This is a genomic window from Neoroseomonas rubea (assembly GCF_016106015.1).
Classification (GTDB): Bacteria; Pseudomonadota; Alphaproteobacteria; order Acetobacterales; family Acetobacteraceae; genus Neoroseomonas; species Neoroseomonas rubea.
Window position 1 is genome coordinate 1 of record NZ_JACADQ010000039.1, and the last position, 22,327, is coordinate 22,327.

The window sequence follows — 22,327 nt, forward strand, 5'->3', positions numbered from 1 at the left end:
CGGCGCTGGCCGTGGGCGCCGGCGCGGCGCTGGCCGGGCGCGCGCTGGATGCCGCTGCCATCGCTGCGGCGCAGGCGGCGCTGGATGCGGATCTCGACCCGCCGGCGGACCTGCACGGGCCGCCGGAGATGAAGCGGCATCTCGCGCGCGTGCTGGTCGGCCGCGCGCTGGGCCGCTTCCTGCCCGAAGCGGAGAAGGCGGCATGAGCGCGCGCGTGGACATCACCCTGACCGTGAACGGGGAGCGCGTGTCGCGCAGCGTGGAGGCGCGGCGGCACCTGATCGACTTCCTGCGCATCGACCTCGGCCTGACGGGGTCGCATGCCGGCTGCGAGCATGGCGTCTGCGGCGCCTGCACGGTGCGGGTGGATGGCGAGATCGTGCGCGGCTGCCTGGTGCTGGCTGCGTCGTTGGATGGCGCCGAGGTGACGACCATCGAGGGCCTGACGGACAGCGGCGAGGTCGCCGACCTGCAGGATGCCTTCGTGGCGCGCAACGCCGCACAATGCGGCTTCTGCAGCCCGGGAATGGTGATGGCGGCGGCCGACATCCTGCGCCACCATCCCGCGGCGTCGCGGGAGGAAATCCGCGAGCACCTGTCGGGCAATTACTGCCGCTGCACCGGCTACCAGGCGATCGTCGATGCCGTAGAGACCACGCTGAAGGCGCGGGAGGGCGCGCGATGAACGAGATCCCGACCCCGGCCTCGATCGGCCTGTCTCGCGAGGACCTGCCCAATTCCTATATCGGCCGGTCGGTGCCGCGGCCGAACGTGCCGAAGCTGGTGCAGGGCCGCGCGACTTACACGGACGACGTGGTGCTGCCGCGCATGCTGCACGCGGCCTTCCTGCGCAGCCCCTACGCGCATGCGCGGATCGTGTCCGTCGATGCCGCCGCCGCGATGCAGGTGCCGGGCGTGATCCGCGTCTTCACCGGGGCGGACATCGCGAAGGTCTGCGACCCCTGGGTGGCGGTGCTCGCGCATCTCAAGGGCATGAAGTCGGCGCCGCAGCATCCGCTGCCCCTGGATCGCGCGACCTGGCAGGGCGAGCCCGTTATCGCCGTGGTGGCGGACAGCCGCGCGGCCGCCGAGGATGGTGTCGCCGCGCTACGCGTCGACTGGGACCCGCTGCCCGTGCAGGTGGAGATGGAGACGGCGCTCGCGCCCGGGGCGGTCGTGATCCATCCGGAGCTCGGCGATAATCTGGTGTTCACGCGCACGGCCTTGCAGGGGGAGGTGGACGCCGCCTTCGCTGCCGCCCACAAGGTGGTGGAGGCGACCTTCGTCACCGGCCGCCACACCGGCGTGACGCTGGAGCCGCGCTCGATCATCGCCGACTACAACCGCGCCGACGGCACGCTGACGGTCCATCATTCGACCCAGGCGCCGCACATGATGCAGACGGTCTTCGCGAAGCACCTCCGCATGGAGGAGAGCGAGGTCCGCGTCATCTGCAAGGATGTCGGCGGGTCCTTCGGCATCAAGGTGCATGTCTATCCGGACGAGGTCGCGGTCGCGGCCATGTCGCGCATCCTCGGCCGGCCCGTGAAATTCGTGGCCGACCGCTTCGAGAGCTTTTCGAGCGATATCCATGCGCGCGACCACCGCATCAAGGGGCGCATCGCGGTGGATGCGCAGGGAAGGATCCTGGGCTTCGACATCGATGACCTGACGGGGATCGGGCCCTATTCCGTCTATCCGCGGACCAGTGCCATCGAGGGCAACCAGGTGGTGAACCTCTGCGGCGGGCCCTACGACTTTGCCAACTACCGCTGCACCACCACCGTCGTGCTGCAGAACAAGGCGCCGACCTGTCAGTATCGCGCGGTCGGCCACCCGATCGCGACGGCGGTGACGGAGGGGCTGGTCGATCTCGCCGCGCGGGCGATCGGCATGGACCCGATCGAGATGCGCCGGCGCAACCTGGTGCGGGACGACGCCTATCCCTTCACCTCGCCCGCCGGGATGCGGTTCGAGGGGCTGTCGCACCATGCCTCGCTCGCCAAGCTGCTGGAGATGGTGCCGGTCGAGCGCATCCGCGCCGACCAGGCGGAGCAGCGGAAGAAGGGCGTCTACCGCGGCCTCGGCATCGCCGCCTTCATCGAACTGACCAACCCGTCGCCCTTCATGTACGGCATCGGCGGCGCACGCATCTCGGCGCAGGATGGCGCGACGGTGCGGATGGACCCCGACGGGTCGGTGGTCGTCGCCTCCGGCGTCACTGAGCAGGGGCAGGGCACGGAAGCGATCCTCGCCCAGATCGTCGCGCATGGGGTCGGCGTGCCGGTGAACCGGGTGAAGGTGATCACGGGCGACACGCAGGCAACGCCCTATGGCGGCGGCACCTGGGCCTGCCGCGGCGCGGGCATCGGGGGCGAGGCGGCGCTGCAATCCGCCGTGGCGCTCAAGCAGCAGATCCTCGTCGTCGCCGGTGCGATGCTGCAGGCCGCGCCCGAGACGCTCGACATCGTGCTCGGCCAGGTGGTGGACAAGGCGACGGGTGCGGAGCGCATCAGCCTCGGCGAGATCGGGCGCATCGTCTATTTCCGCGGCGACACGCTGCCCAAGGATCTGCCTCGCGAATTCGTCCAGACGCGGCACTTCATCACCAAGGAGTATCCCTTCGCCTTCACCAACGGCATCCAGGCCTGCTGGGTCGAGGTCGACACCGCGACCGGCATGGTGAAGGTGCTGGAGCACTGGTGCGTCGAGGATTGCGGCCGCGTCATCAACCCGCTGCTGGTGGATGAGCAGGTCCGCGGCGGCATCGTGCAGGGCCTGGGCGGCGCGTTGTATGAGCATTGCGTCTATGATGCGGATGGCAACCTGCTGACGACGACCATGGCCGACTATCTGGTGCCCATGTCGGCCGAGATGCCGGACATCCATGTCGGCCATGTCGAGACGCCGACGAAGGAAAGCCTGCTCGGCGCCAAGGGCGCGGGAGAGGCCGGGACAGCCGGCGCGCCGGGCGCGCTGATGAACGCGATCAACGACGCGCTGGCCCCACTCGGCGCCGTCGTGACGGAACAGCCCTTCACCCCGGCGTGCATCCTGCGCGCGCTCGGCACGATCTGAAGACCCTGGGAGAGGAACCGAACCGATGAACGCACCCCGCCGCAGCCTGCTGGTCGGCGCCTCCGCGCTGCCGCTCTTCGCCATCCGCGCCGCGCAGGCGCAGTCGGCGGTGAACATCACCATCGCCTCCTCGCACCCGGTCGCGAACTACTGGGTGTCGAACATGAAGAACGTGTTCCAGCCGGAGGTGGAGAAGCACCTGCGCGACAACGGCAACACGCACCGCATCAACTGGCGCGAGGCCTATGGCGGCACGCTCTATCGCTTCCAGGACACGATGGAGGCGGTGCGCGACAACATCACCGACATCGGCTATGTCGGCACGCTCTGGGAAGGCAGCACGATGCCGCTCCAGAACGTCACCTACTTCACGCCCTTCGCGACCGGCGACCACGGCGTCGTGGCGAACGCCTTCGAGCGGCTGAACGAGACGGTGCCGGCCATCCGCCAGAACTGGGAGGGGCTGAACATGATCCCGCTCTCCTCCTACATCACCGACACCTACCACATCTGGTCGAACTTCCCGGTCCGAACGCTGGACGACCTTCGCAACCGCAAGATCTCCGCGCCCGGCACCAGCGCGAACTGGCTGACGGGCACGGGTGCGACGCCGGTCGACGGCGCGCTGACCACCTACTACACCGACATCCAGACCGGCGTGTCGGAAGGCGCGCTGTCCTTCTTCGTCGGGATCCTGCCGACCCGCGTCTATGAGGTCGCGAAGTACATCACCAAGTGCGACGTAGGCGCGATGTATGTCGGCGGCATCGCGGTGAACCGCCAGCGCTACGGCCGCTACCCCGAACCGGTGCGCAACGCGCTGGTGGCCGCCGGCAAGATCTCGACCCAGAAGCACATCGAGGACGTCTCCGCCCGCGTCGCGGCGAGCGAGGCCGAGATGGTGCAGAAGGGCGCGATCATCACGACGCTGCCCGCCGCCGAGCGCGAGCGCTGGATCCGCGGCCTGCCCAACATCGCCCGCACCTGGGCGGACAGCTCGGGCCCCGCCTCGCGCGACGTGCTGACGGCCTATTTCGCGGCGATCCGCGCCGCCGGCCAGACGCCTGGCCGGAACTGGGACCGCGAAGTCACCGCCTGAACCCTGACGGGGGCGCGCCGCCATGGCTGATGACATCGACATGGCGGCGCTCGAGGCCGCGCAGGCCCCACAGCCCTTCGATCCCGTCCGGATGGTGCTGGATGGCCTTGCCGCCATCGGCACCATCTGGACCTTCGGGCTGATGCTGCTGATCTGCGCCGACGTGATCGGTCGCTCCTTCCTCAACGCCCCAATCACCGGCGTTGCGGAAATCGCGGCGCATTCGGTTGTCGCGATCGTGTTCCTGCAGATCGGCGCGACGATCCATCACCGCCGCATGACGCGGGCCGACTTCCTGATCGACCGCCTGGTGCGCCGCATGCCGCGCCTCGGCCGCGGGATCGAGATGATGTTCCATCTGACCGGCGCGGCCGTGATGGCCTTCGTCGCGCAGGCGGCCTGGCCAGGGTTGGAGACCGCGCTTGCGCGCGGGGAGTTCTTCGGCGTGCAGGGCCTCTTTACCGTGCCGACCTGGCCGTTCCGCGCGCTGATCATCCTGGGCGGCGCCGCGGGGGCCATCGCCTACCTGGCCCTGTTCGTCCACGACATGCGGCGCCCCGGCGGCGCGGCGAAGGGCTGAGGCCATGGACGACGTGACCCTCGGCTTCACGCTGATCGGCGTGATGGTCGCACTGATCATCATGGGCCTGCCGATCGGCATCACGCTGATCTCGACCGGCGCGGTCGGCGTCTGGCTGATCCGCGAGAACCCGGACCTCGCCTTCCGCTTCACCGCGATGGCCACCTATTCGGGGATCCAGGATTATCTGTTCGCGACCATCCCGCTGTTCGTCCTGATGGGCCTGCTCGTCAGCATATCGAATGTCGGGCGGGACACCTTCGAGGTCGCGCAGGCCTTGCTGCACCGCGTCCGCGGCGGCCTCGGCATGGCGACCGTCGGCGCGAACGCGGTCTTCGCCGCGGTGACCGGCGTGTCCATCGCCTCCGCCGCCGTCTTCACGAAGGTCGCGGTGCCGGAGATGGTGCGCCACGGCTACACGATGCGCTTCGCGACGGGCACCGTCGCGGGTTCCTCGATCCTGGGGATGCTGATCCCGCCCTCGCTGCTGATGATCGTCTATGGCGTGCTGGCCGAGGTGTCGATCGGCGCTATGTTCATCGCCGGCATCATCCCGGGCCTCATCATCGCCGTAGGCTTCGTGGCGATGATCTGGGCCTATGCCACCTTCCTTCCGCACCGGATCATGACGGCGGATGCACCGGCTTCGGTGACGGAGCGCGTCATGCCGGCGTCCGAGATGGCGGCCAAGGCCGTGCCGATCATGGCGCTGGTCGCGCTCATCCTGGGCGGGCTCTACACCGGCTTCTTCACGCCGACCGAAGCGGGCGCGGTCGGCGCGGCCGGCGCCCTCGTCATCGCGCTGGTGCGCAGGCAACTCAGCCCCGGCCAGTTCTGGCGCGTGCTGAAGGAGACGGGGCTCGTCTCGGCCGCCATTCTGTTCCTGCTGATCGCCGCGGGGCTCTATTCGCGGATGCTCGCCATGGCGGGCGTGCCGCAGGCGATCGGCGAACTCGTCGAACACCTGGGCCTTGGTCCCTACGGGTTCCTCGCGGCCTTCGTGGTCATCATCCTGCTGATGGGGATGATCCTCGATTCCACCTCCATCCTGCTGATCATGGTGCCGATCGGCGCGCCGATCGCCCAGGCGATGGGTTTCGACCTCGTCCATTTCGGCATCGTCGTCATCATCGCGGTCGAGATGGGGTTGCTCACGCCGCCCTTCGGCATCTCGGTGTTCACGGTGAAGGCGACGCTCGCCGATCCGCGCGTGGGCATCGAGACGGTGTTCGCCGGCGCGCTGCCCTTCGTCGCGGTGATGGGCGTTTCGTTGGTGCTGATCGCCCTGGTGCCGGGGCTTGCGACCATGCTCGTCCGGTAGGGGCTTCGCAGCCGGGCATGGCCGTGCCTATCGTCGCGGTCTGCGATGCCGTGACGGGATGGGATGCGCGCCGACCGAACGACGAAGCTGCTGCTGATCGTGCTCGTGGCGATGTTCGTCCAGCAGGCCTTCGCGACGCTGGGGCGGTCGTTGCCGCCGATCATCGCGCCGGCCATTCTCGACGACCTGGCGCTCGATCCCGCCTGGCTCGGCGTCTACGTCGGCGCGGCGGCGCTGTCGGCGCTGCTGTTCCAACTCGGCTGCGGATCCTTCATCCTGCGCTACGGCGCGATGCGCATGAGCCAGGTCGCGCTCGTGCTGCTCGGTGTCGGGCTGGCATTGGCGACCGCCGGACCTTTGCTCCTGTTCCTCGTCTCCGCAGTGATCGGCGGCGGCGCGGCGGCGATGTCGACACCGGCAAGTTCGCACCTGCTCGGCCGCTATTCGCCGCCGCGGCAGGCACCGCTCGTTTTTTCCATCAAGCAGACGGCGGTGCCGGCGGGTCTCCTTGTCGCGGGCATCCTGGGGCCCTGGCTCACCGGGCTGACGGGCTGGCGCGGGGCGCTGCTGATCGCGGCCGCCGGCTGCATCGTCTTCGCCGCGATGCTGGAGCCGTTGCGTGCGGAATTCGATGCGGACCGCGTGCCCGGCCAGGCCTTCCGGCTTTCGGACTTCCACACGACGGTCGCGGCGGTGCTGCATGCGGCGCCGCTGCGCCGGCTGGCCTTCGCCTGCTTCGCCTTCAACGGGCTGCAGACGGTCTTCACCTCCTACTTCGTGGTCGCGCTGACCGAACTCGGCCACGGCCTTGCCGCCGCGGGCCTCGTCTTCTCGGTCGCGATGGTCATCGCCGTGCCGGGACGCATTTTCTGGGGCTGGCTCGGCAGCGGGCGGGTCGATCCGGGGCTGGTCATGTCCTGGCTCGCGCTTGGCATGGCCGTCGGCAGCGCGGCGATGGGGTTGCTCGGCGCCTCCTGGTCCCTGGTGCTGATCGGGGTGGTGGCGACGGTGCTGAGCGCGACGGCCATGTCCTGGCATGGCGTGCTGCTGTCCGAAGCCGCGCGGCTCGCGCCAAAGGGGCGGGCGGGGTCGGCGACCGGCGGCGTGCTGTCCTTCGGGCAACTGGGAGGGCTGCTGCTGCCGCTCTGCTATTCGGGCGTGCTGGTGGCGACGGGCCGGCATGGCTGGGGCTTCGCCGCCTGCGGCCTGCCGGCGCTGGTGGTGGGCATCGTGCTGCTGCGCGCCGCGCCGCGCGGCGAGGAAGGGGAGGAGGAGAACCGATGACCGAAGGCTTCGCGCTCGGCGACGTCACGATCCAGCGGATCGTGGAGCAGGAAGGGCCACTCTTCGACCCGCTCACTTTTTTCCCCACGCTGACGAAGGGACTGCTGGAGGAGAACCGCTCCTGGCTCGCGCCGACGGCGCTCGACCCGGCCACCGGCAAGCTGATCCTCGCCATCCAGTCCTGGGTGGTGCGCACGCGCCACCACACCATCCTGGTCGATACCTGCGTCGGCAACGACAAGGACCGGCCGGCGCATCCCTTCTGGAACCGGCTGCGGGGCGAGTCCTACATGCGCGGCCTCGCCGCGCTCGGGCTGCGGCTGGAGGACATCGACATCGTCATGTGCACGCACATGCATGTCGATCATGTGGGGTGGAACACGCGGCTGGAGAACGGCCGCTGGGTGCCGACCTTCCCCAAGGCGCGCTACGTCTTCTCCGCGCAGGAATTCGCCTATTGGAACGCCGAGAATGCGAGGGGATTCGTGCCGCCCTTCGCCGATTCCGTCCTGCCCGTGGTCGAGGCCGGGCGCGCCGAGATGGTCGCGGACGACCACGTGATCGCCGAGGACATCCGCCTGGAAGCCACGCCCGGCCATACGCCGCACCATGTCGCGCTGCGCGTCGGCCGCGGCGACGCGGAGGCGCTGTTTACCGGCGACCTGATCCATTCGCCGCTGCAGGCGCGCTATCCGGAACTCTCCATGCGCGCCGACTTCGACCCGGCCCAGGCCGCGGCGACGCGCCGGCGCGTGCTGGAATGCGCCTGCGAGGCAAGGACGCTGCTCTGCTTCGCGCATTTCCCCTCGCCCTCGCGCGCGCGGCTGTCGCGCTGGGGCAGCGGTTTCCGCGCCGATCCGGTGGCCTGAGACAACGCCCAGCACAAGGAAGACCAGACGTGGAGCATGTCACCGTCACCGACGAAGGTCCGGTCCGGATCGTCGCGCTGAACAATCCGTCCAAGGGCAACGCCATCAGCAAGCCGATGGCCGAGGCCGTGCAGGCGGCGATGAAGGAATTCGAGACGCGCGACGACTTGCGCGTGGCCATCCTGACCGCGGTCGGCACCCGCGCCTTCACCTTCGGCGCCGACGTGGCCGACCCGCCGGAACTCTGGCGCGCCGTGCCGACCGTGGGGTTCCGGCCGCTTAAGCCCGTCATCTGCGCGGTGGAGGGCTGGTGCGTCGGTGGCGGCATCGTGCTTGCCATGATGTGCGACCTGATCGTCTGCGGTGCGAGCGCGAAGTTCTACTATCCGGAAGCGAAGCTCGGCCTGACGGGCGGCATGATCTCGGGCCTGGTCAGCCGCATCCCGCACAAGGTGGCGATGGAGATCATGCTGCTCTGCCGCACCGTCGACGCCGCGCGCGCAGAGCGCGTCGGCCTGGTGAACGAGGTGGTGCCGGAAGGGGAGGCGCTGGCGAAGGCCAAGGAATGGGCGCTGGAACTCTCCGGCATGGCGCCGCTCGTGCTGCACGAGATCAAGCGCATGGTGACGGAGGAGATCCTCCCGCGCGGCCCGTCGGAACAGATGGCGATCCACATGCAGCGCATGGGCGCGATCCGCGCCTCGGCCGACTTTGCCGAGGGCAAGGCCGCCTTCCGTGAAAAGCGCCCGCCGCGCTTCGAGGGCCGCTGACTCATGCCCGGGCCGCTCGCCGGGCTGCGCGTGATCGAACTCGCCGGCATCGGCCCCGGCCCCTTCTGCTGCATGATGCTGGCCGACCAGGGGGCGGAGGTGTTGCGCATCGACCGGCCCGAAGGCCCGCCCGGCGGGCATCCGGCGGACGTGCTCGGGCGCGGGCGGCGCAGCCTCGCGCTCGACCTGAAGTCGCCCGCCGCCGTCGCCGCCGTGCTGCGCCTCGTCGAACGCGCGGATGTGCTGGTGGAGGGCTTCCGTCCTGGCGTGACGGAACGGCTCGGCCTGGGGCCGGAGGCCTGCCACGCGCGCAACCCGCGCCTGATCTATGGGCGCATGACGGGGTGGGGGCAGGATGGGCCGCTCGCGCCGGTGGCGGGGCACGACATCACCTACATCGCGCTGACCGGGGCGCTCTGGTCGATGGGGCGCGCGGGGCAGCGGCCGGTGCCGCCGCTCAACCTGGTGGGCGATTTCGGCGGCGGCGGGATGCTGCTTGCCTTCGGCATCATGGCCGCGCTGCATGAGGCATCGCGCAGCGGTCGCGGGCAGGTGGTGGATGCGGCGATGACGGACGGGTCCGCCACGCTGATGGGCGCCTTCTTCGGCCAGTTCGCACAGGGGCGCTGGCGCAATGCGCGGGAGGCGAACCTGCTCGATGGCGCCTGCCCCTACTACGACACCTACGAATGCGCGGATGGCAAGTACGTCGCCGTCGGCGCGCTGGAGCCACAATTCTTCGCGCTGCTCCTGAAGGGCCTCGGCCTCGATCCCGCGCGCTTCGCCGACCGCACGGACCCGGCGCGCTGGCCGGCGATGAAGGCGGGGTTCGCGGCGATCTTCGCCTCCCAGCCGCGCGACCATTGGGCCGCGGTGTTCGACGGGACGGATGCCTGCGTGGCGCCGGTCCTCGACCTCGAGGAAGCGCCGCGCCATCCTCACAACGCGGTGCGCGGCGCCTTCTTCGACCGGGGCGGGATGCAGCCGGCCCCGAGCCCGCGCTTTTCCCGCACGCCGCCGGGCGAACCCGCCCCGGCACCCAGGCGCGGCGCGGACGGCGCCGCGGCGCTGGCCGATTGGGGCTTCGCGCCGGAGGAGATCGCGGCGTTGCTGGCAACGGGAGGGGCCAAGGGCTAGCATCGGCCCAACCAAACGGGGAAACGCCATGGACACGCATGCCGCCGCGCCGGGTGCCGCGCGCACGGTCTTCACGGCCGAGCACGAACTCTTCCGCACCCAGGTCCGCCGCTTCTTCGACCGCGAGATCGTCCCCTTCCATCGCGACTGGGAACGCGCCGGGATCGTCCCGCGCGAGCTCTGGCGCAAGGCCGGCGCGGAGGGGCTGCTCTGCCCCATGATGGCCGAGGAATGGGGCGGCGCCGGCGCCGATTTCGGCTATTCCGCCGTGATCACCGAGGAGATCGGCCGGGCGAACGCGACCGGCGTCGGCTTCCCGCTGCATTCCGACATCGTCGTTCCCTATATCGAGGAATTCGCCACACCCGCGCGCAAGCGCGAATGGCTGCCGCGCATGGCGGCAGGCGAGATCATCACGGCGATCGCCATGACCGAGCCCGGCATGGGCTCCGACCTCAAGGCGGTGAAGACCCATGCCCGCCGCGACGGGTCGGACTGGATCATCAACGGCGCGAAGACCTTCATCAGCAACGGGCAGAATTGCGGGCTGGTGATCGTGGTCTGCAAGACCGACCCCGGGGCTGGCCGGAAGGGCATCAGCCTGATCTGCGTCGAGGAAGGCACCAGGGGCTTCGTGAAGGGCCGCAACCTGGAAAAGATCGGCCTGCACGCCGCGGATACGTCGGAGCTGTTCTTCGAGGATGTGCGCGTGCCGGCGGAGAACCTGCTCGGGGAGGAGAACGCGGGCTTCTCCTACCTAATCCGCAACCTGCCGCAGGAACGGCTCGTCATCGCCATCCGCGCCGCGGCCTCGATGGAAGCGATGCTGCAGAAGACGATCGAGTACGCGAAGGACCGCAAGGCCTTCGGGCAGACGGTCTTCGACTTCCAGCACAACCGCTTCAAGCTCGCCGAGCTCAAGGCGCAGGCGACCATGTTCCGCGTCTTCGTCGACCATTGCCTCGCCGTTCACATGCAGGGCGGGCTGTCGATCGAGACGGCGGCGATGGCGAAGCTGCTGGGCACCGAGATGCAGAACCGCCTGCTGGACGACTGCCTGCAGATGCATGGCGGCAACGGTTACATGGCCGACTACGAGATCGGCCGCGCCTGGGCCGATGCGCGCGTCGGGCGCATCTATGGCGGCAGTTCCGAGATCATGAAGGAAATCATCGCGCGCGCGCTGTAACGCGCGGCGAAGGTCAACCGGGAGGACATCCATGAACACCATCACTCGCCGCGCGGCGCTCGGCGCGGCCCTCGCCGCACCCATGGTGCGGGGAGCAGCCGCGCAAGAACGGTTCCCGAACCGTCCCATCACCATCCTCGTGCCCTTCCCCGCGGGCGGCGCGACGGATGTGCAGATGCGCTCGCTGGCCGAGGCCGCGACGCGGCATTTCGGCCAGACCGTGCTGGTCGAGAACCGCCCCGGCGCCGGCAGCACGCTCGGCGCCGCGGCGGTCGCGCGCGCGCGGCCCGACGGCTACCTGGTGGCGCAGATGACGCTGCCGGCGCTGCGCCTGCCGCACATGCAGCGCATGCCCTATGACGTGACGAAGGACTTCACGCCGATCATCCACCTGACCGGCTACCTCTTTGCCGTCATCGTCCGTGCCGACGGCCCCTACCGGACCTGGCAGGACCTGATCGCGGATGCGCGACGCCGACCCGGCGAGGTGCGGCTCGGCAACACGGGTGCGAACGGCACGCCGCATCTCACGCTCGTCGATCTCGCCGAACGGGAGCGCATCGACATCGTCCATGTCCCGTTCCGCGGCGAGGGCGACATGGTGCCCGCGCTGCTCGGCGGCCATATCGAGGGCGGCGCGGGCGGCTCCGGCGTCGGCCAGTTGGTCGATGAAGGCCGGCTGCGCATGCTGAATGTCTGGTCGCGCGAACGCTCCCCGCGCTGGCCGACCGTGCCGACGCTGATCGACCTCGGCTACCAGGGCATGTCGGTGACGTCCCCCTATGGTCTCGTCGCGCCGGCGGGGCTCGACCCCGCGATCCGCCGCGCGCTGCACGATGGCTTCAAGGCCGCGCTGCACGATCCCACGCATATCGCGACGCTGCGCCGGCTCGACCAGCCGCTCGAGTATCTCGACAGCGACGCCTATGCGCGGAACATGCTCGAGGTGTACGAGCAGGAGCGCCAGCGCGTGGAACGCCTTGGCCTCAGGACGGGTTGAGGTAGCGCTCCTTCAGGATCCGCCGCAGGAGTTTGCCCGCCTCGCTGCGCGGCAGTTCCTCGGCGAATTCGTAGGAACGGGGGCGCTTCGGGCCGGCGAGATGCTCGCGCGCCAGCGCCTCCAGCCCCCCGCGCAGCGATGCCTGGTCGGCGCGCGGGTCGCGCGGGACGATCACGGCGTGCACCTGTTCCCCGAACTCCTCGTGCGGGATGCCGACGACGGCGACCTCGGCGACGTCAGGGTGCGGCGCCAGCGCGGCCTCGACCTCGGCCGGATAGATGTTGACGCCGCCTGAGAGGATCAGGTCGGCGCGGCGGTCTGAGAGGAACAGCCAGCCTTCCTCGTCGACGCGGCCGAGATCGCCGAGCGTCGCCCAGCCATGGCGGTTGTAGGCGGCCTCGGTCTTGTCCGGTGCCTTGTGATAGGCGAAGCGCGGCGCGCCCTCGAAGCAGATGCGGCCGACCTCGCCAGGCGGCAGCTCGTTGCCGTCATCGTCGCAGATGTGCAGCTTCACGCCGTTCACCGGCCGCCCGACCGTGCCCGGCCGCGCCATCCAGTCCCGCGGCGAGACGACGCAGGTGCCGACGCTTTCCGAACCCGCATAGTACTCCCACACGATCGGCCCCCACCATTCGATCATCCGCCGCTTCACCGCGACGGGGCAGGGGGCGGCGGCGTGGATCGCGCAGCGGTGGGAGGACAGGTCGAAGCGCGCGCGGTCTTCCTCCGGCAGCGCCAGCAGGCGCACGAACATGGTCGGCACCCATTGGCTGTGCGTGACGCGAAAGCGCTCGATCAGTTCGAGCGCGCGCAGCGGATCGAACTTCGCCATGACCACGACTGTGCCGCCTTCCATCAGCGTCCGCCGCGTGTAACCATGCGGCGCGGCGTGATAGAGCGGTGCGGGGGAGAGGTAGGTGACGCTCTCGTCGAAGCCGTAGAGCGTCTTCCACGTCATGTCCCATTCCGGGGCCTCGCGCTGCTCCCACGGCAGCAGGGGGCGCTTGATGCCCTTGGGCAGGCCGGTCGTGCCAGAGGAATAGAGGAATTCCCGCCCCACCGGGCGTGGCGGCAATTCGGCCGGGGCGGGGAAGGTGGCCAGCGCGGCCTCGAGCGCCGCATATCCCGGCAGCCCGTCGCCGGTCGCGAAGCGCGGCACCTCGCCGAAGGCCCCTTCGCGCAGCAGCGTCGTGGCCAGCTCCGCGAGGCCCGGCGAGACGATCACGAGCTTCGCCGCCGCATCGCCCAGCATGTAGGCCACTTCCTGCGGCCGCAGATGCACCGACAGCGGCGTGTAGTAGAGCCCCGCGCGCCGGCAGGCGAAGGCAACTTCGAAAAACTCCGGCCGGTTGTCCATCAGCAGCGCGATGCCGTCGCATGGCGCGAGCCCCTGCGCCATCAGCCACTGCGCCAGGCGGTTCGCGCGTGCATCCAGCGCGGCGTAGGTCACCGCGATGCCGAGGTCTGGAAAATGCACCGCGACCTTGTCGGGCTGCTGCCGCGCCCAGCGCGCGAGCCGGTCCATGCGCTTCCTCCCCCGCCTTTCCTGCAAGCCTGCTGTGGCGTCCCCGCCGCGTCAACGCGCCTTGCGGGCGCGGGCCGGGCGCGCTGCAATGCGGCCATGGCAGACCCCGCCCCGGCCCGACCCGCCTCCACCGTGCTGCTGCTGCGCGACGGCGCGGCGGGGATGGAGGTCTTCATGGTGGTGCGGCACCACCAGATCGACTTCGCCTCCGGCGCGCTCGTCTTCCCCGGCGGTCGCGTGGAGCCCGCCGATGCGGTGATCGCCGGGGGCGACGACCAGGCGGCCTTCCGCGTCGCCGCGGTGCGCGAGACCTGGGAGGAATGCGGCGTGCTGCTCGCGCGCCCCGGCGCTGCGCCGGCGGCCGCGGGCGAGTTCTCCGCCATGCTCGCCGCGCGCGCGCTGGTGCCGGACATCGAAGCGCTCGCCCATTTCGCCCACTGGATCACACCCATCCCCGTGCCCAAGCGCTTCGACACGCATTTCTTCCTCGCCGCCGCGCCGGACGACCAGGACGCGCTGCATGACGGGCATGAAGCGGTGGACAGCGTCTGGATTCGCCCGCGCGATGCTCTGGCCGCGGCCGAGGATGGCAGCCGCAAGGTCGTCTTTCCGACGCGGATGAACCTGCTGAAGCTCGCCCGCCACGACAGCGTGGCGGAGGCCTTCGCCGCCGCGCGCGCCACGCCCGTGGTCACCGTCATGCCCGAGATGCGCATGGCGCCGGAAGGCCGCATCCTCCGCATCCCCGCCGCCGCTGGCTATGGCGGGGAGGAATTCCTGGCGGGCGATCCGCCGTCGATGTGATGAGGACCGCCCCATGACCGCTCCGCGCCGCCTGCGCTTCGGCATCTTCCTCGCGCCCTTCCACCGCGTGGGGGACAATCCGACGCTCGCGATCGAGCGCGACATGAAGCTGATCGAGTGGCTTGACGAACTCGGCTACGACGAGGCCTGGATCGGCGAGCACCATTCCGCCGGTTGGGAGACGATCGCGAGCCCCGAGATTATCATCGGCGCGGTCGCCGAACGCACGAAGCACATCCGCCTCGGATCGGGCGTCACGAGCCTGCCCTATCACCACCCGCTGCTCGTCGCGCAGCGCTTCGTGCAACTCGACCACATGACGCGCGGGCGGGTCATGCTGGGCTGCGGGCCGGGCGCGCTCGTCTCCGATGCCTACATGATGGGGATCGACCCTGCCCACCAGCGCCGACGGATGGATGAGGCGCTGACCGCCATCACCCGCCTCCTCGCCTGCGAGGAACCCGTCACGATGGAGACGGACTGGTTCACGCTGCGGGAGGCGCGGCTGCATCTCGCCCCCTATTCGGAACCCTGCTTCCCGATCTCGGTCGCGTCCTCGACCACGCCGTCGGGCGCGCTGGCGGCGGCCAAGCACGGGCTCGGGCTGCTCTCGCTCGGCGCCGGCCTGCCGGGCGGGCCGAAGGCGCTCGCCGAGCAATGGCGCATGGCGGAAGCGGAAGCCGCGAAGCACGGCAAGCGGATGGACCGGCGTAACTGGCGGCTCGTCGTCAACCTGCATTGCGCGGTGGATGACGAGACCGCGCTGCGCGACGTCCGCCATGGCGAGACGCTGGAGACGCTGACCTATTTCAGCGAGACGCTCGGCCGCCCGCCGATGCGGTCCGAGGATCCGCTGCGCGACGGGCTCGCGCAGGGCTCGACGCTGGTCGGTTCGCCCGAGACGGTGGCAGCGGGGATCGAGCGGCTGCTCGCCTACACGGAAGGCGGCACGGGCGGCGTCCTGTTCCGCGCGCATGAATGGGCGGATCGGGAGGCGACCTGGCGGTCCTTCGAATTGTTCGCCCGCTGGGTGATGCCGCGCTTCCAGGGCTCGCTCTCCATGCCCGCGGCATCGCGCGAATGGGTCAGCGCGAACCGGGAGAGCATCTTCGCGCCCAACATGGCCGCGCTGAAGCAGGCCTTCCGCGATGCGGGGCAGGAGGCGCCGGAGTTCTCGCGCCTCAAGCTCCACACCGGAAAGGTCGAGGTCCCGTCTAGTTCAGCCGGAGATTGAGGCGGCGGATCACCGCCCCTTCCTCCTCGATCGTGCGCTGCACGGACGAACGGTAGTCGTCGCTGTTCATGTAGACGACCGGCATGTCGAAGCGTTCCAGCACCGCGAGATGCGCCGGGTCGTGCAGCGCCGCCTTGAAGGCATCGTGCAGGACGCGGACGATCCCTGGGTCGATCCCCTTCGGCCCCGCGAGGCCGTAGGGGGAGGCGGAGACGATGTCGATCCCGCTCTCCCGCAGTGTCGGCACGTTCGGGTAGCGCTTCGCCCGTTCGGCGCCCCAGGTGACGAGCAGCCGGAACTGCCCGCCATCGACCAGCGGCGCCCAGGATGTGCTGTCCGCCATCGCCTGGGTCTGGCCCGAGAGCAGCGATTGCGCGTTGTCCGCGCCGCCGCGGAAGGGCACATGCAGGAACTCGATGCCGCGCTCGGCGCCGATGCGTTCCATGGTGATGTGCAGCGTGCTGCCGATGCCGGGCGAGCCGTAGGCGACCTTGCCCGGATTGGCCTTCGCGTAGTCGAGGAATTGCTGCCAGGTCTGCCAGGGGCTGTCCGCCTTCACCACCACGCCGAACAGGTAGCCGGTCAGGTGAATGATATACGTGAAGTCGCGCATCGGGTCCCAGGTCGGACGGCTCGACATCATCGGGTAGCGGAAGGCGGTCACGGGCAACTGCCCGACCAGGTAGCCGTCGCCGCGCTGTTCCGCCGCCATCATCTGCGCGGCCATGGTGCCGGCCGCGCCGCCGCGGTTCTCTATGATGACGGGCTGGCCGAGGTGGCGCGTCGCGACCTCGGCCAGCGCGCGCAGCTGCCCGTCGGTGGACCCGCCCGGCGGCCAGGGCACGATCAGTCGGATGGAGCGGTTCGGAAAGCCGGGCTGCGCCACGACGGGTGCTGCAAGCAGCGCGCCTGAGGCGCCGAGCAGGGTGCGGCGGTTCATCATTCCTCGTATTCCTCCCGAATCGGTTCTTGCTGGCGGCCCCGCGCATCGCCGCGCGGGGCCGCGGCGCGGCTCAGGGCCGTTCGTTCGACAGCACCACGGTGCCGGCGGCGGAGAACATCCCGCCCACCCCGTGGCACACGCTGACCTTCACGTCCGGCACCTGGGCGGGTGCCGCGCCGCGCACCTGGCGCACGCTCTCCTGCAACGCGAACATGCCGTACATGCCGGTGTGGGTGTAGGACAGGCCGCCGCCATTGGTGTTGAGCGGCAGCTTGCCGCCCGGCCGCGTGTTGCCTTCCCAGATGAAGTCCTTCGCCTCGCCCCGGCCGACGAAGCCGAGATCCTCAAGCCCATACAGCGGCAGATGCGCGAAGGCGTCGTAGATCATCAGGTGATCCACGTCCGAATGCTTGATGCCGGACATGCGGAAGGCTTCGGGTCCCGCGACGCGGAAGGCGCGGCTGGAGGTGAAGTCCTGCATCTGGCTGACCATCGTGGTTTCCGCGGACTCGCCGCTGCCCAGGATGTAGACGGGCTTCTGCGGAAAATCCTTGGCACGGTCGGCGGAGGTGAGGATCAGCGCGCCGCCGCCATCCGTCACCAGGCAGCATTGCAGCAGCCGGAACGGGTAGGCGATCATCTTGCTGTTCAGCACGTCGTCGATCGTGATCGGGTCGCGGAACGCCGCGCGCGGATTCTTCCCCGCCCATTCGCGCTGCACGACGGCGACCTGCGCCAGCTGCTCATGCGTCACGCCGTAGGTCTTCATGTAACGCAGCACGGGGATGGGGAAGAGCGTCGGCGGGCCCATCGGGCCGAAGGGTGCCTCGAACTGGCCCTGCAGGCTCTGCGGCTCGGGCGGGCGGGGTGTCGCGTTGATGCGCGACTTGCCGCTTTCGCCATGCGTGATCAGCACGGTCTTGCAGTAGCCCGCATGGATGGCGGCGGCCGCGTGGCGGACATGCAGCATGAAGGAACAGCCGCCCACGCCCGTGCCGTCCACCCATTTGGGCGTGATGCCGAGGTAGTGGACGAGCTGCTGCGGCATCATCGGCCCGACGCAGGCGAAGCCGTCGATGTCGGAGGGCTTGAGCCCCGCATCCGCCATCGCGTTCAGCGCCGCGTCGGCGTGCAGCATGATCTGCGACATCTCGGGCACCGCGCCGATGCGCGTGCTCTCGGCCGCGCCGACGATGGCGATCTCGCCTGGCTTGATCGTCATGGTCTCAGCCCTCCTTCGCAGGACGGAACAGGGGCAGCGTGATCGCCTCGTCCATCGGCACGAAGGCGACCTCGAGCTTCATGTCGAGCTGCAGCGCCTCGGGCGTCTGCGGGCAGTCGATGATGTTGGTCATCATCCGCGGCCCTTCCTCGAGTTCCACCACGGCGATCGCGTAGGGCGGCTTGAAGCCGGGCACGGGGCGATGGTGGATGACGTAGGAATGCAGCGTCGCGCGGCCCGAGGCCTCGAACACGCTGACGTTCCGCGTGCCGGTGAAGGGGCTGAAGGGGCGGGGCGGGAAATACGCCTTCCCGGTATCGCCGCAGCGCTGGAGCAGCAGCTTGCCGTCCTTCGTGCCATCCCAGAAATGCTTGGTCTCGGGCGTGGGCTCGGGCCGCGGGCGGCCTGGTTCGAGGGTCATCTCGGCGCTTCCTCCTTCCTCATTCGCGCCATGGTCGCCCGGCGCGGCGGGAAGGGGAAGGGGGGCGGCTAGAGCTCCAGGATGCGCTCCGGCGCCGCCTTGCCGCGCAGCAGGTCCCACAGACCGATCATGTTGCCGCGGAAGCGGCCCCAGCGGTCGGCCCAGGGCTCAGGGCGCAGCGAGCGCACCAGGTTGGCGAGGCAGTGCCGCGCCGCGCTCGGGATGGCGTGGTTCCAGGGGAAGGTGCCCTTGCGTGCGAGATAGACGGGGTTGACCACCTGCGAATAGCCGAGCCGCACCTGCGCCACGCGCCCCGACTTCGAGCCCAGATGCACGCCCCGCGCGCCGCCGAGCCGCAGGATCGCGCCATGCCGGCCCAGTTGCCGCGTCACGTCGATATCCTCGTACCAGGCATAGAGCGGCAGGCGTTCATCCACCCGGATGCGGTGCGCGCGCACCGTCGCCATGCGGAAGGCCATGTTGCATCCATAGCCGTTGAAGTGCGGCGCCATCGTCATGCGGTTCGCGGGCGGCATGTCCGCGGCGAGCAGCGCCGCCCCTTCCTCGACCGAAAAGCCCGGCCCGTTCGCGCCATCGGCCACCACCGTGCCGGTCGCCACCACCATGTCCGGCCGCGCGGCGAAGGCCGCTTCCGTCACCGCGAGATACTCGGGCGCGCAGAGGAAATCGTCGTCGAGGAACAGCACCACGTCGCAATCCGTCGCGGCGTCCAGGATCGCGTTGCGCTGGCGCGGCAGGCCGGCCGGCGCGGTGATGAACTCGATGCCCGGGATCGCGTCGCAGCCGGCGACGTCCTCGGCCGTCACGTGGCAGACGATGATGCGGTCGGCGCGCCGCGACTGGCGCTCCAGGTCGCGCAGCACGGCGGCGAGGATGGCGGCGCGCCCGCGCGTGGCGATGCCGATCGCGATGCGCATCAGCATTCCTCCGCGATCGGCGGCAGGGTCGCGGGCGCGCGTGCCTCGGCCGCCAGCGCGCCGGCGAGCCGCCCGCGCCAGGTCATGAAGTAGTAGCCCGCATCGTGCATCCGCCCGCGCAGCAGGCTGAGCGCGACGCCGCCGAGCGGGCGGACCAGGAAGGCGAACCAGGCCGAGGCCGGCGCGCCATGCCGGCGCAGCGCGAAGCCGAGGCCGCGGCCGTAGCGCTCCGCCCGTTCCACCGCCACATCGGTCAGCCGCTTGTCGGGATGGATGATGCGCAGGTCCGGGTCGTAGCGCGCGTGCAGCCCCTTCGCCATGGCCCGGCAGACGAGGTCGTTGCCCTCCGCGGACCCGAAGGGTGTCCCCGGGCCCATGCGTTCGTCGAAGCCACCCAGGTTCATCGCAGTGTCGCGGCGGAGGAACAGGTTGAACTCGATCACGCTGGTCCAGACGTTCTTCAGGTCGATCGCCCCGCCGTCCAGCCGCCAGCGCCCGGACCCCAGCCCACCCGCGGGCGAGGCCGCGGGCCCCGTCAGCACCTGCAGCGCCGGGCTCGCCGCGAAGGCGGCATCCACCCGATCGAGGACGCCGGCCGGATAGAGGCAGTCATCGTCGGGGAAGGTGACGATCTCCCCGAAGGCATGCCGCAGGCCGAGGTTGCGCGCATGGTTCGCGTTGCGCACGGCGGACCGGATCCGCTTCAGCGGCAGTCGCCCCGCATACGCGGCCTCGACCGGGCCCACCCGGTCATCCGCGTTCTGGTCGACGATGATGACCTCGAAATCGCGCCGCCCCTGGGCGAGGAGGCTGTCGAGCAGTTCCGCGATCTCCCGGTCCCGGCCGAGCGTCGCGACGATGAGCGAGAACCTCACGCCCGTGCCTCCTCCACCACGCGGCGCATGGCGGCGCGGAAGGCGGCCTGGCTGAAGCGTTCGGCATTGGCGCGGCAGGCGGCGGGGGCCATGGACAGGGCCTCGAAGCGGCCGACCGCCTCGACGATCGCCTCCGCCGTCTGCTCGGCAAAGAACAGGCCCGTCTGGCCGTCCATCACGATGTCCCGCGCGCCGCCCTTGCCGAAGGCGATCACCGGCGTGCCGCAGGCCTGCGCCTCCACGGTGGCGATGCCGAAATCCTCCTCGGCGGCGAAGATGGCGGCGCGGGCGGATTGCGTCAGGCGCACCAGCTCCTCGTTGGACACGCGGCCGCGCAGGTCGATATTCGCCGCACCCGCCGCCGCGTCCCGCACGCGCGGCGCGTTCGGCCCGTCGCCGACCACCACCAGCCGGCGGTCCGGCATGCGCGCGAAGGCCGCCGCGATCAGCTCGATCCGCTTGTAGGGCACCATGCGGGAGGCGACGAGGTAGAAGTCCTCCTTCTCCGCCTTCAGCGCGAAGCGGTCCACGTCGACGGGCGGGTGCACGACGAGGCTCTCCCGTCGCCAGACCTTGCGGATGCGCTCGGCGATATAGGCGGAATTCGCCACCACCAGATCGGGGTTCATCGCGCTGGACCGGTCCCACATCCGCATCCGGTTCAGCAGCCAGCGCGTATAGGCGCCCATGATCCCGCGCTCGAGCCCCGCCTCGCGCAGATACTGGTGCTGCAGGTCCCATGCGTAGCGCATGGGGCTGTGGACGTAGGAGACATGCAGCTGCCCCGGCCCGGTCAGCACGCCCTTGGCGACGGCGTGGGAGGAACTGAGAACGAGGTCGTAGCCCGAGAGGTCCAGCTGCTCGATCGCCAGCGGCATCAGCCCGAGGAATTTCCGGAAGTGCTTCCGCGCGAAGGGCAGGCGCTGGATGAAGGTCGTGGTCACGGACTTGCCGCGGAGGAAGTGGCGCTCGGCCTCGGGCAGGAAGTCGCAGACCGCGAAGAGGTCCGCCTCCGGCCATTCGGCGACCAGCTGCTCGACGACACGCTCCGACCCCGCATAGGTGTCGAGCCATTCATGGACGATCGCGACCTTCATGCGATGCGCTCCCGGAGCTGCGCGAGCAGTTCGCGCGCGGCCCGTTCCCAGGTGAAGCGCGCCGCGCGCGCGAGCCCCGCCGCGCGCAGGGATGCGGGGAGGCCATCCTCCGTCGCCAGCCTGTCGAGTGCGGCGGCGAGCGTGGCCGGCGCCGCCGGGTCGAACCACAGCGCCGCATCGCCGCAGACTTCCGGCACCGCGCCCGCGCGCGCGGCGACGACCGGGCAGCCGCAGGTCATGGCCTCCAGCGGCGGCAGGCCGAAGCCCTCGTAGCGGGAGGGGAAGATCAGGCAGAGCGCATCGGCATAGAGCGCGCGGAGTTCGGCATCGGACACGCGCCCGAGCAGGCGCGCGGCTTCGGCCGCCACGCCGCCGCCGGCGCGGAACACGGCCGGGTCGGCGGCCCCCGCCACGGCCAGCGTCAGTCCATGCCCGCCGAGCGTCTCCGCCGCCGCCGTCAGCGCGGCGAGGTTCTTGTGCGCCGCCGGATTGCCGACGACGAGCGCGTAGCGCCCCGGCGCGAGGCCGTGCTTCGCCAGCACGCCCTGATCGGGCGCGATGCGCAGCATGTGCTCGCCGCCTTCCGGCAGCACACCGATGGAGGCGGGTGCGACGCCGAGCGCGGCCGCGATTCGCGCGCGGGAGAATTCCGAGACGGTCAGCAGCCTTGCCCCGCGTGCGGCCAGCCCGCGCTGCAGCAGCCGGTACCAGCTGCGGAAGGCGAAGGAATAGGATTCGGGCGTGTCGAAGGCGCCGGCATCATGGATTACCACCGCCTGCCGCGCGCCGGCGAGCAGCGGCGCGGTGTTGCCGAGGTTGATCAGGAAGTCGCCGCCGAGGGCGCGGGGCAGCTCCCATTGCTCCCAGCCCTGGCCGCCGCGCGTGCCGACCGCCTCGGCGCGCAGCGTCGCCAGCCCCGCATCGCGCGCGCCCGGCGGCAC

22 protein-coding genes are annotated in these 22,327 nt (G+C 70.3%); 14 read left to right on the forward strand and 8 right to left on the reverse strand.

The window, feature by feature from the left end; genetic code table 11:
• The 12 genes from HW577_RS06780 to HW577_RS06835 form a co-directional block, all read left to right on the forward strand.
• A partial coding sequence (locus HW577_RS06780) for a hypothetical protein (protein WP_198375375.1) occupies positions 1–206 on the forward strand: 206 nt, incomplete at its 5' end.
• On the forward strand, positions 203–685 hold the full coding sequence (locus HW577_RS06785; protein ID WP_198375376.1) for a (2Fe-2S)-binding protein: 483 nt from the start codon (positions 203–205) through the stop codon (positions 683–685). The genes HW577_RS06780 and HW577_RS06785, both read left to right, overlap by 4 nt.
• On the forward strand, positions 682–3,078 hold the full coding sequence (locus HW577_RS06790; RefSeq protein WP_198375377.1) for a xanthine dehydrogenase family protein molybdopterin-binding subunit: 2,397 nt from the start codon (positions 682–684) through the stop codon (positions 3,076–3,078). The genes HW577_RS06785 and HW577_RS06790 overlap by 4 nt, the downstream gene beginning before the upstream one ends.
• 25 nt (positions 3,079–3,103) lie before the next feature.
• Positions 3,104–4,177, forward strand: coding sequence for a C4-dicarboxylate TRAP transporter substrate-binding protein (locus HW577_RS06795; protein ID WP_198375378.1), 1,074 nt, complete (start codon positions 3,104–3,106; stop codon positions 4,175–4,177).
• 22 nt (positions 4,178–4,199) lie between these two features.
• The gene (locus HW577_RS06800) at positions 4,200–4,757 is read left to right on the forward strand and encodes a TRAP transporter small permease subunit (RefSeq protein WP_198375379.1); all 558 of its coding nucleotides are present in this window, start codon (positions 4,200–4,202) and stop codon (positions 4,755–4,757) included.
• A 4-nt stretch (positions 4,758–4,761) separates the two neighbouring features.
• Positions 4,762–6,078, forward strand: coding sequence for a TRAP transporter large permease (locus tag HW577_RS06805; RefSeq protein ID WP_198375380.1), 1,317 nt, complete (start codon positions 4,762–4,764; stop codon positions 6,076–6,078).
• A gap of 63 nt (positions 6,079–6,141) precedes the next feature.
• On the forward strand, positions 6,142–7,362 hold the full coding sequence (locus tag HW577_RS06810) for an MFS transporter (protein WP_198375381.1): 1,221 nt from the start codon (positions 6,142–6,144) through the stop codon (positions 7,360–7,362).
• Entirely contained in the window at positions 7,359–8,231 is an 873-nt protein-coding gene (locus HW577_RS06815; RefSeq protein WP_198375382.1) for an MBL fold metallo-hydrolase, read from the forward strand. Before HW577_RS06810 ends, HW577_RS06815 begins: the two co-directional genes overlap by 4 nt.
• A gap of 29 nt (positions 8,232–8,260) precedes the next feature.
• Positions 8,261–9,001 carry an enoyl-CoA hydratase/isomerase family protein gene (locus HW577_RS06820; RefSeq protein WP_198375383.1) on the forward strand — a complete coding sequence of 247 codons (741 nt, stop codon included), beginning with the start codon at positions 8,261–8,263 and terminating at the stop codon, positions 8,999–9,001.
• A gap of 3 nt (positions 9,002–9,004) precedes the next feature.
• Positions 9,005–10,138: a CaiB/BaiF CoA transferase family protein gene (locus HW577_RS06825; RefSeq protein WP_198375384.1), complete on the forward strand. Its 1,134-nt coding sequence runs from the start codon at positions 9,005–9,007 to the stop codon at positions 10,136–10,138.
• A 28-nt stretch (positions 10,139–10,166) separates the two neighbouring features.
• Positions 10,167–11,327, forward strand: coding sequence for an acyl-CoA dehydrogenase family protein (locus HW577_RS06830; RefSeq protein ID WP_198375385.1), 1,161 nt, complete (start codon positions 10,167–10,169; stop codon positions 11,325–11,327).
• A gap of 31 nt (positions 11,328–11,358) precedes the next feature.
• The gene (locus HW577_RS06835) at positions 11,359–12,327 is read left to right on the forward strand and encodes a tripartite tricarboxylate transporter substrate binding protein (RefSeq protein ID WP_198375386.1); all 969 of its coding nucleotides are present in this window, start codon (positions 11,359–11,361) and stop codon (positions 12,325–12,327) included.
• On the opposite strand, the gene HW577_RS06840 is transcribed toward HW577_RS06835, so the two are convergent.
• Positions 12,314–13,852: an AMP-binding protein gene (locus tag HW577_RS06840; protein ID WP_198375387.1), complete on the reverse strand. Its 1,539-nt coding sequence runs from the start codon at positions 13,850–13,852 to the stop codon at positions 12,314–12,316. The two genes, HW577_RS06835 and HW577_RS06840, sit on opposite strands and share 14 nt — an antisense overlap.
• Positions 13,853–13,948: 96 nt before the next feature.
• On the opposite strand from HW577_RS06840, the gene HW577_RS06845 reads away from it, so the two are divergent.
• A complete protein-coding gene (locus HW577_RS06845) occupies positions 13,949–14,656 on the forward strand; it encodes an NUDIX hydrolase (RefSeq protein ID WP_198375388.1) in 708 nt (235 codons plus the stop codon).
• A 13-nt stretch (positions 14,657–14,669) separates the two neighbouring features.
• Entirely contained in the window at positions 14,670–15,890 is a 1,221-nt protein-coding gene (locus HW577_RS06850; protein ID WP_198375389.1) for an LLM class flavin-dependent oxidoreductase, read from the forward strand.
• Here HW577_RS06850 and HW577_RS06855 read toward each other — a convergent pair.
• From HW577_RS06855 to HW577_RS06885, 7 genes are all read right to left on the reverse strand, one after another.
• Entirely contained in the window at positions 15,871–16,830 is a 960-nt protein-coding gene (locus HW577_RS06855) for a tripartite tricarboxylate transporter substrate binding protein (RefSeq protein WP_232474733.1), read from the reverse strand. The genes HW577_RS06850 and HW577_RS06855 overlap by 20 nt on opposite strands.
• A 73-nt stretch (positions 16,831–16,903) precedes the next feature.
• Positions 16,904–18,055, reverse strand: a complete 1,152-nt coding sequence (locus HW577_RS06860) for a thiolase C-terminal domain-containing protein (protein ID WP_198375391.1) — start codon at positions 18,053–18,055, stop codon at positions 16,904–16,906.
• A 4-nt stretch (positions 18,056–18,059) separates the two neighbouring features.
• Positions 18,060–18,476, reverse strand: coding sequence for a Zn-ribbon domain-containing OB-fold protein (locus HW577_RS06865; protein WP_198375392.1), 417 nt, complete (start codon positions 18,474–18,476; stop codon positions 18,060–18,062).
• A 68-nt stretch (positions 18,477–18,544) separates the two neighbouring features.
• Complete coding sequence (locus HW577_RS06870) at positions 18,545–19,414, reverse strand: glycosyltransferase family 2 protein (protein WP_232474734.1); 870 nt, start codon at positions 19,412–19,414, stop codon at positions 18,545–18,547.
• Positions 19,414–20,289 (reverse strand): glycosyltransferase family 2 protein, encoded by an 876-nt coding sequence (locus tag HW577_RS06875; protein WP_198375394.1) that lies wholly within the window; start codon positions 20,287–20,289, stop codon positions 19,414–19,416. The genes HW577_RS06870 and HW577_RS06875 overlap by 1 nt, the downstream gene beginning before the upstream one ends.
• Entirely contained in the window at positions 20,286–21,386 is a 1,101-nt protein-coding gene (locus HW577_RS06880) for a glycosyltransferase (RefSeq protein ID WP_198375395.1), read from the reverse strand. The genes HW577_RS06875 and HW577_RS06880 overlap by 4 nt, the downstream gene beginning before the upstream one ends.
• Positions 21,383–22,327: glycosyltransferase family 4 protein (locus HW577_RS06885; protein ID WP_198375396.1), on the reverse strand; the 945-nt coding region annotated here is incomplete at its 5' end. The genes HW577_RS06885 and HW577_RS06880, both read right to left, overlap by 4 nt.

What these genes read in the sequence shown, in the direction of transcription:
- HW577_RS06880 (WP_198375395.1), bottom strand. Translation starts at nt 21,386, where the DNA reads ATGAAGGTCGCGATCGTCCATGAATGGCTCGACACCTATGCGGGGTCG.
- HW577_RS06810 (WP_198375381.1), top strand. Translation starts at nt 6,142, where the DNA reads ATGCGCGCCGACCGAACGACGAAGCTGCTGCTGATCGTGCTCGTGGCG.
- HW577_RS06800 (WP_198375379.1), top strand. Translation starts at nt 4,200, where the DNA reads ATGGCTGATGACATCGACATGGCGGCGCTCGAGGCCGCGCAGGCCCCA.
- HW577_RS06830 (WP_198375385.1), top strand. Translation starts at nt 10,167, where the DNA reads ATGGACACGCATGCCGCCGCGCCGGGTGCCGCGCGCACGGTCTTCACG.
- HW577_RS06795 (WP_198375378.1), top strand. Translation starts at nt 3,104, where the DNA reads ATGAACGCACCCCGCCGCAGCCTGCTGGTCGGCGCCTCCGCGCTGCCG.
- HW577_RS06785 (WP_198375376.1), top strand. Translation starts at nt 203, where the DNA reads ATGAGCGCGCGCGTGGACATCACCCTGACCGTGAACGGGGAGCGCGTG.
- HW577_RS06825 (WP_198375384.1), top strand. Translation starts at nt 9,005, where the DNA reads ATGCCCGGGCCGCTCGCCGGGCTGCGCGTGATCGAACTCGCCGGCATC.
- HW577_RS06850 (WP_198375389.1), top strand. Translation starts at nt 14,670, where the DNA reads ATGACCGCTCCGCGCCGCCTGCGCTTCGGCATCTTCCTCGCGCCCTTC.
- HW577_RS06805 (WP_198375380.1), top strand. Translation starts at nt 4,762, where the DNA reads ATGGACGACGTGACCCTCGGCTTCACGCTGATCGGCGTGATGGTCGCA.
- HW577_RS06815 (WP_198375382.1), top strand. Translation starts at nt 7,359, where the DNA reads ATGACCGAAGGCTTCGCGCTCGGCGACGTCACGATCCAGCGGATCGTG.
- HW577_RS06865 (WP_198375392.1), bottom strand. Translation starts at nt 18,476, where the DNA reads ATGACCCTCGAACCAGGCCGCCCGCGGCCCGAGCCCACGCCCGAGACC.
- HW577_RS06840 (WP_198375387.1), bottom strand. Translation starts at nt 13,852, where the DNA reads ATGGACCGGCTCGCGCGCTGGGCGCGGCAGCAGCCCGACAAGGTCGCG.
- HW577_RS06845 (WP_198375388.1), top strand. Translation starts at nt 13,949, where the DNA reads ATGGCAGACCCCGCCCCGGCCCGACCCGCCTCCACCGTGCTGCTGCTG.
- HW577_RS06790 (WP_198375377.1), top strand. Translation starts at nt 682, where the DNA reads ATGAACGAGATCCCGACCCCGGCCTCGATCGGCCTGTCTCGCGAGGAC.
- HW577_RS06870 (WP_232474734.1), bottom strand. Translation starts at nt 19,414, where the DNA reads ATGCGCATCGCGATCGGCATCGCCACGCGCGGGCGCGCCGCCATCCTC.
- HW577_RS06855 (WP_232474733.1), bottom strand. Translation starts at nt 16,830, where the DNA reads ATGAACCGCCGCACCCTGCTCGGCGCCTCAGGCGCGCTGCTTGCAGCA.
- HW577_RS06835 (WP_198375386.1), top strand. Translation starts at nt 11,359, where the DNA reads ATGAACACCATCACTCGCCGCGCGGCGCTCGGCGCGGCCCTCGCCGCA.
- HW577_RS06860 (WP_198375391.1), bottom strand. Translation starts at nt 18,055, where the DNA reads ATGACGATCAAGCCAGGCGAGATCGCCATCGTCGGCGCGGCCGAGAGC.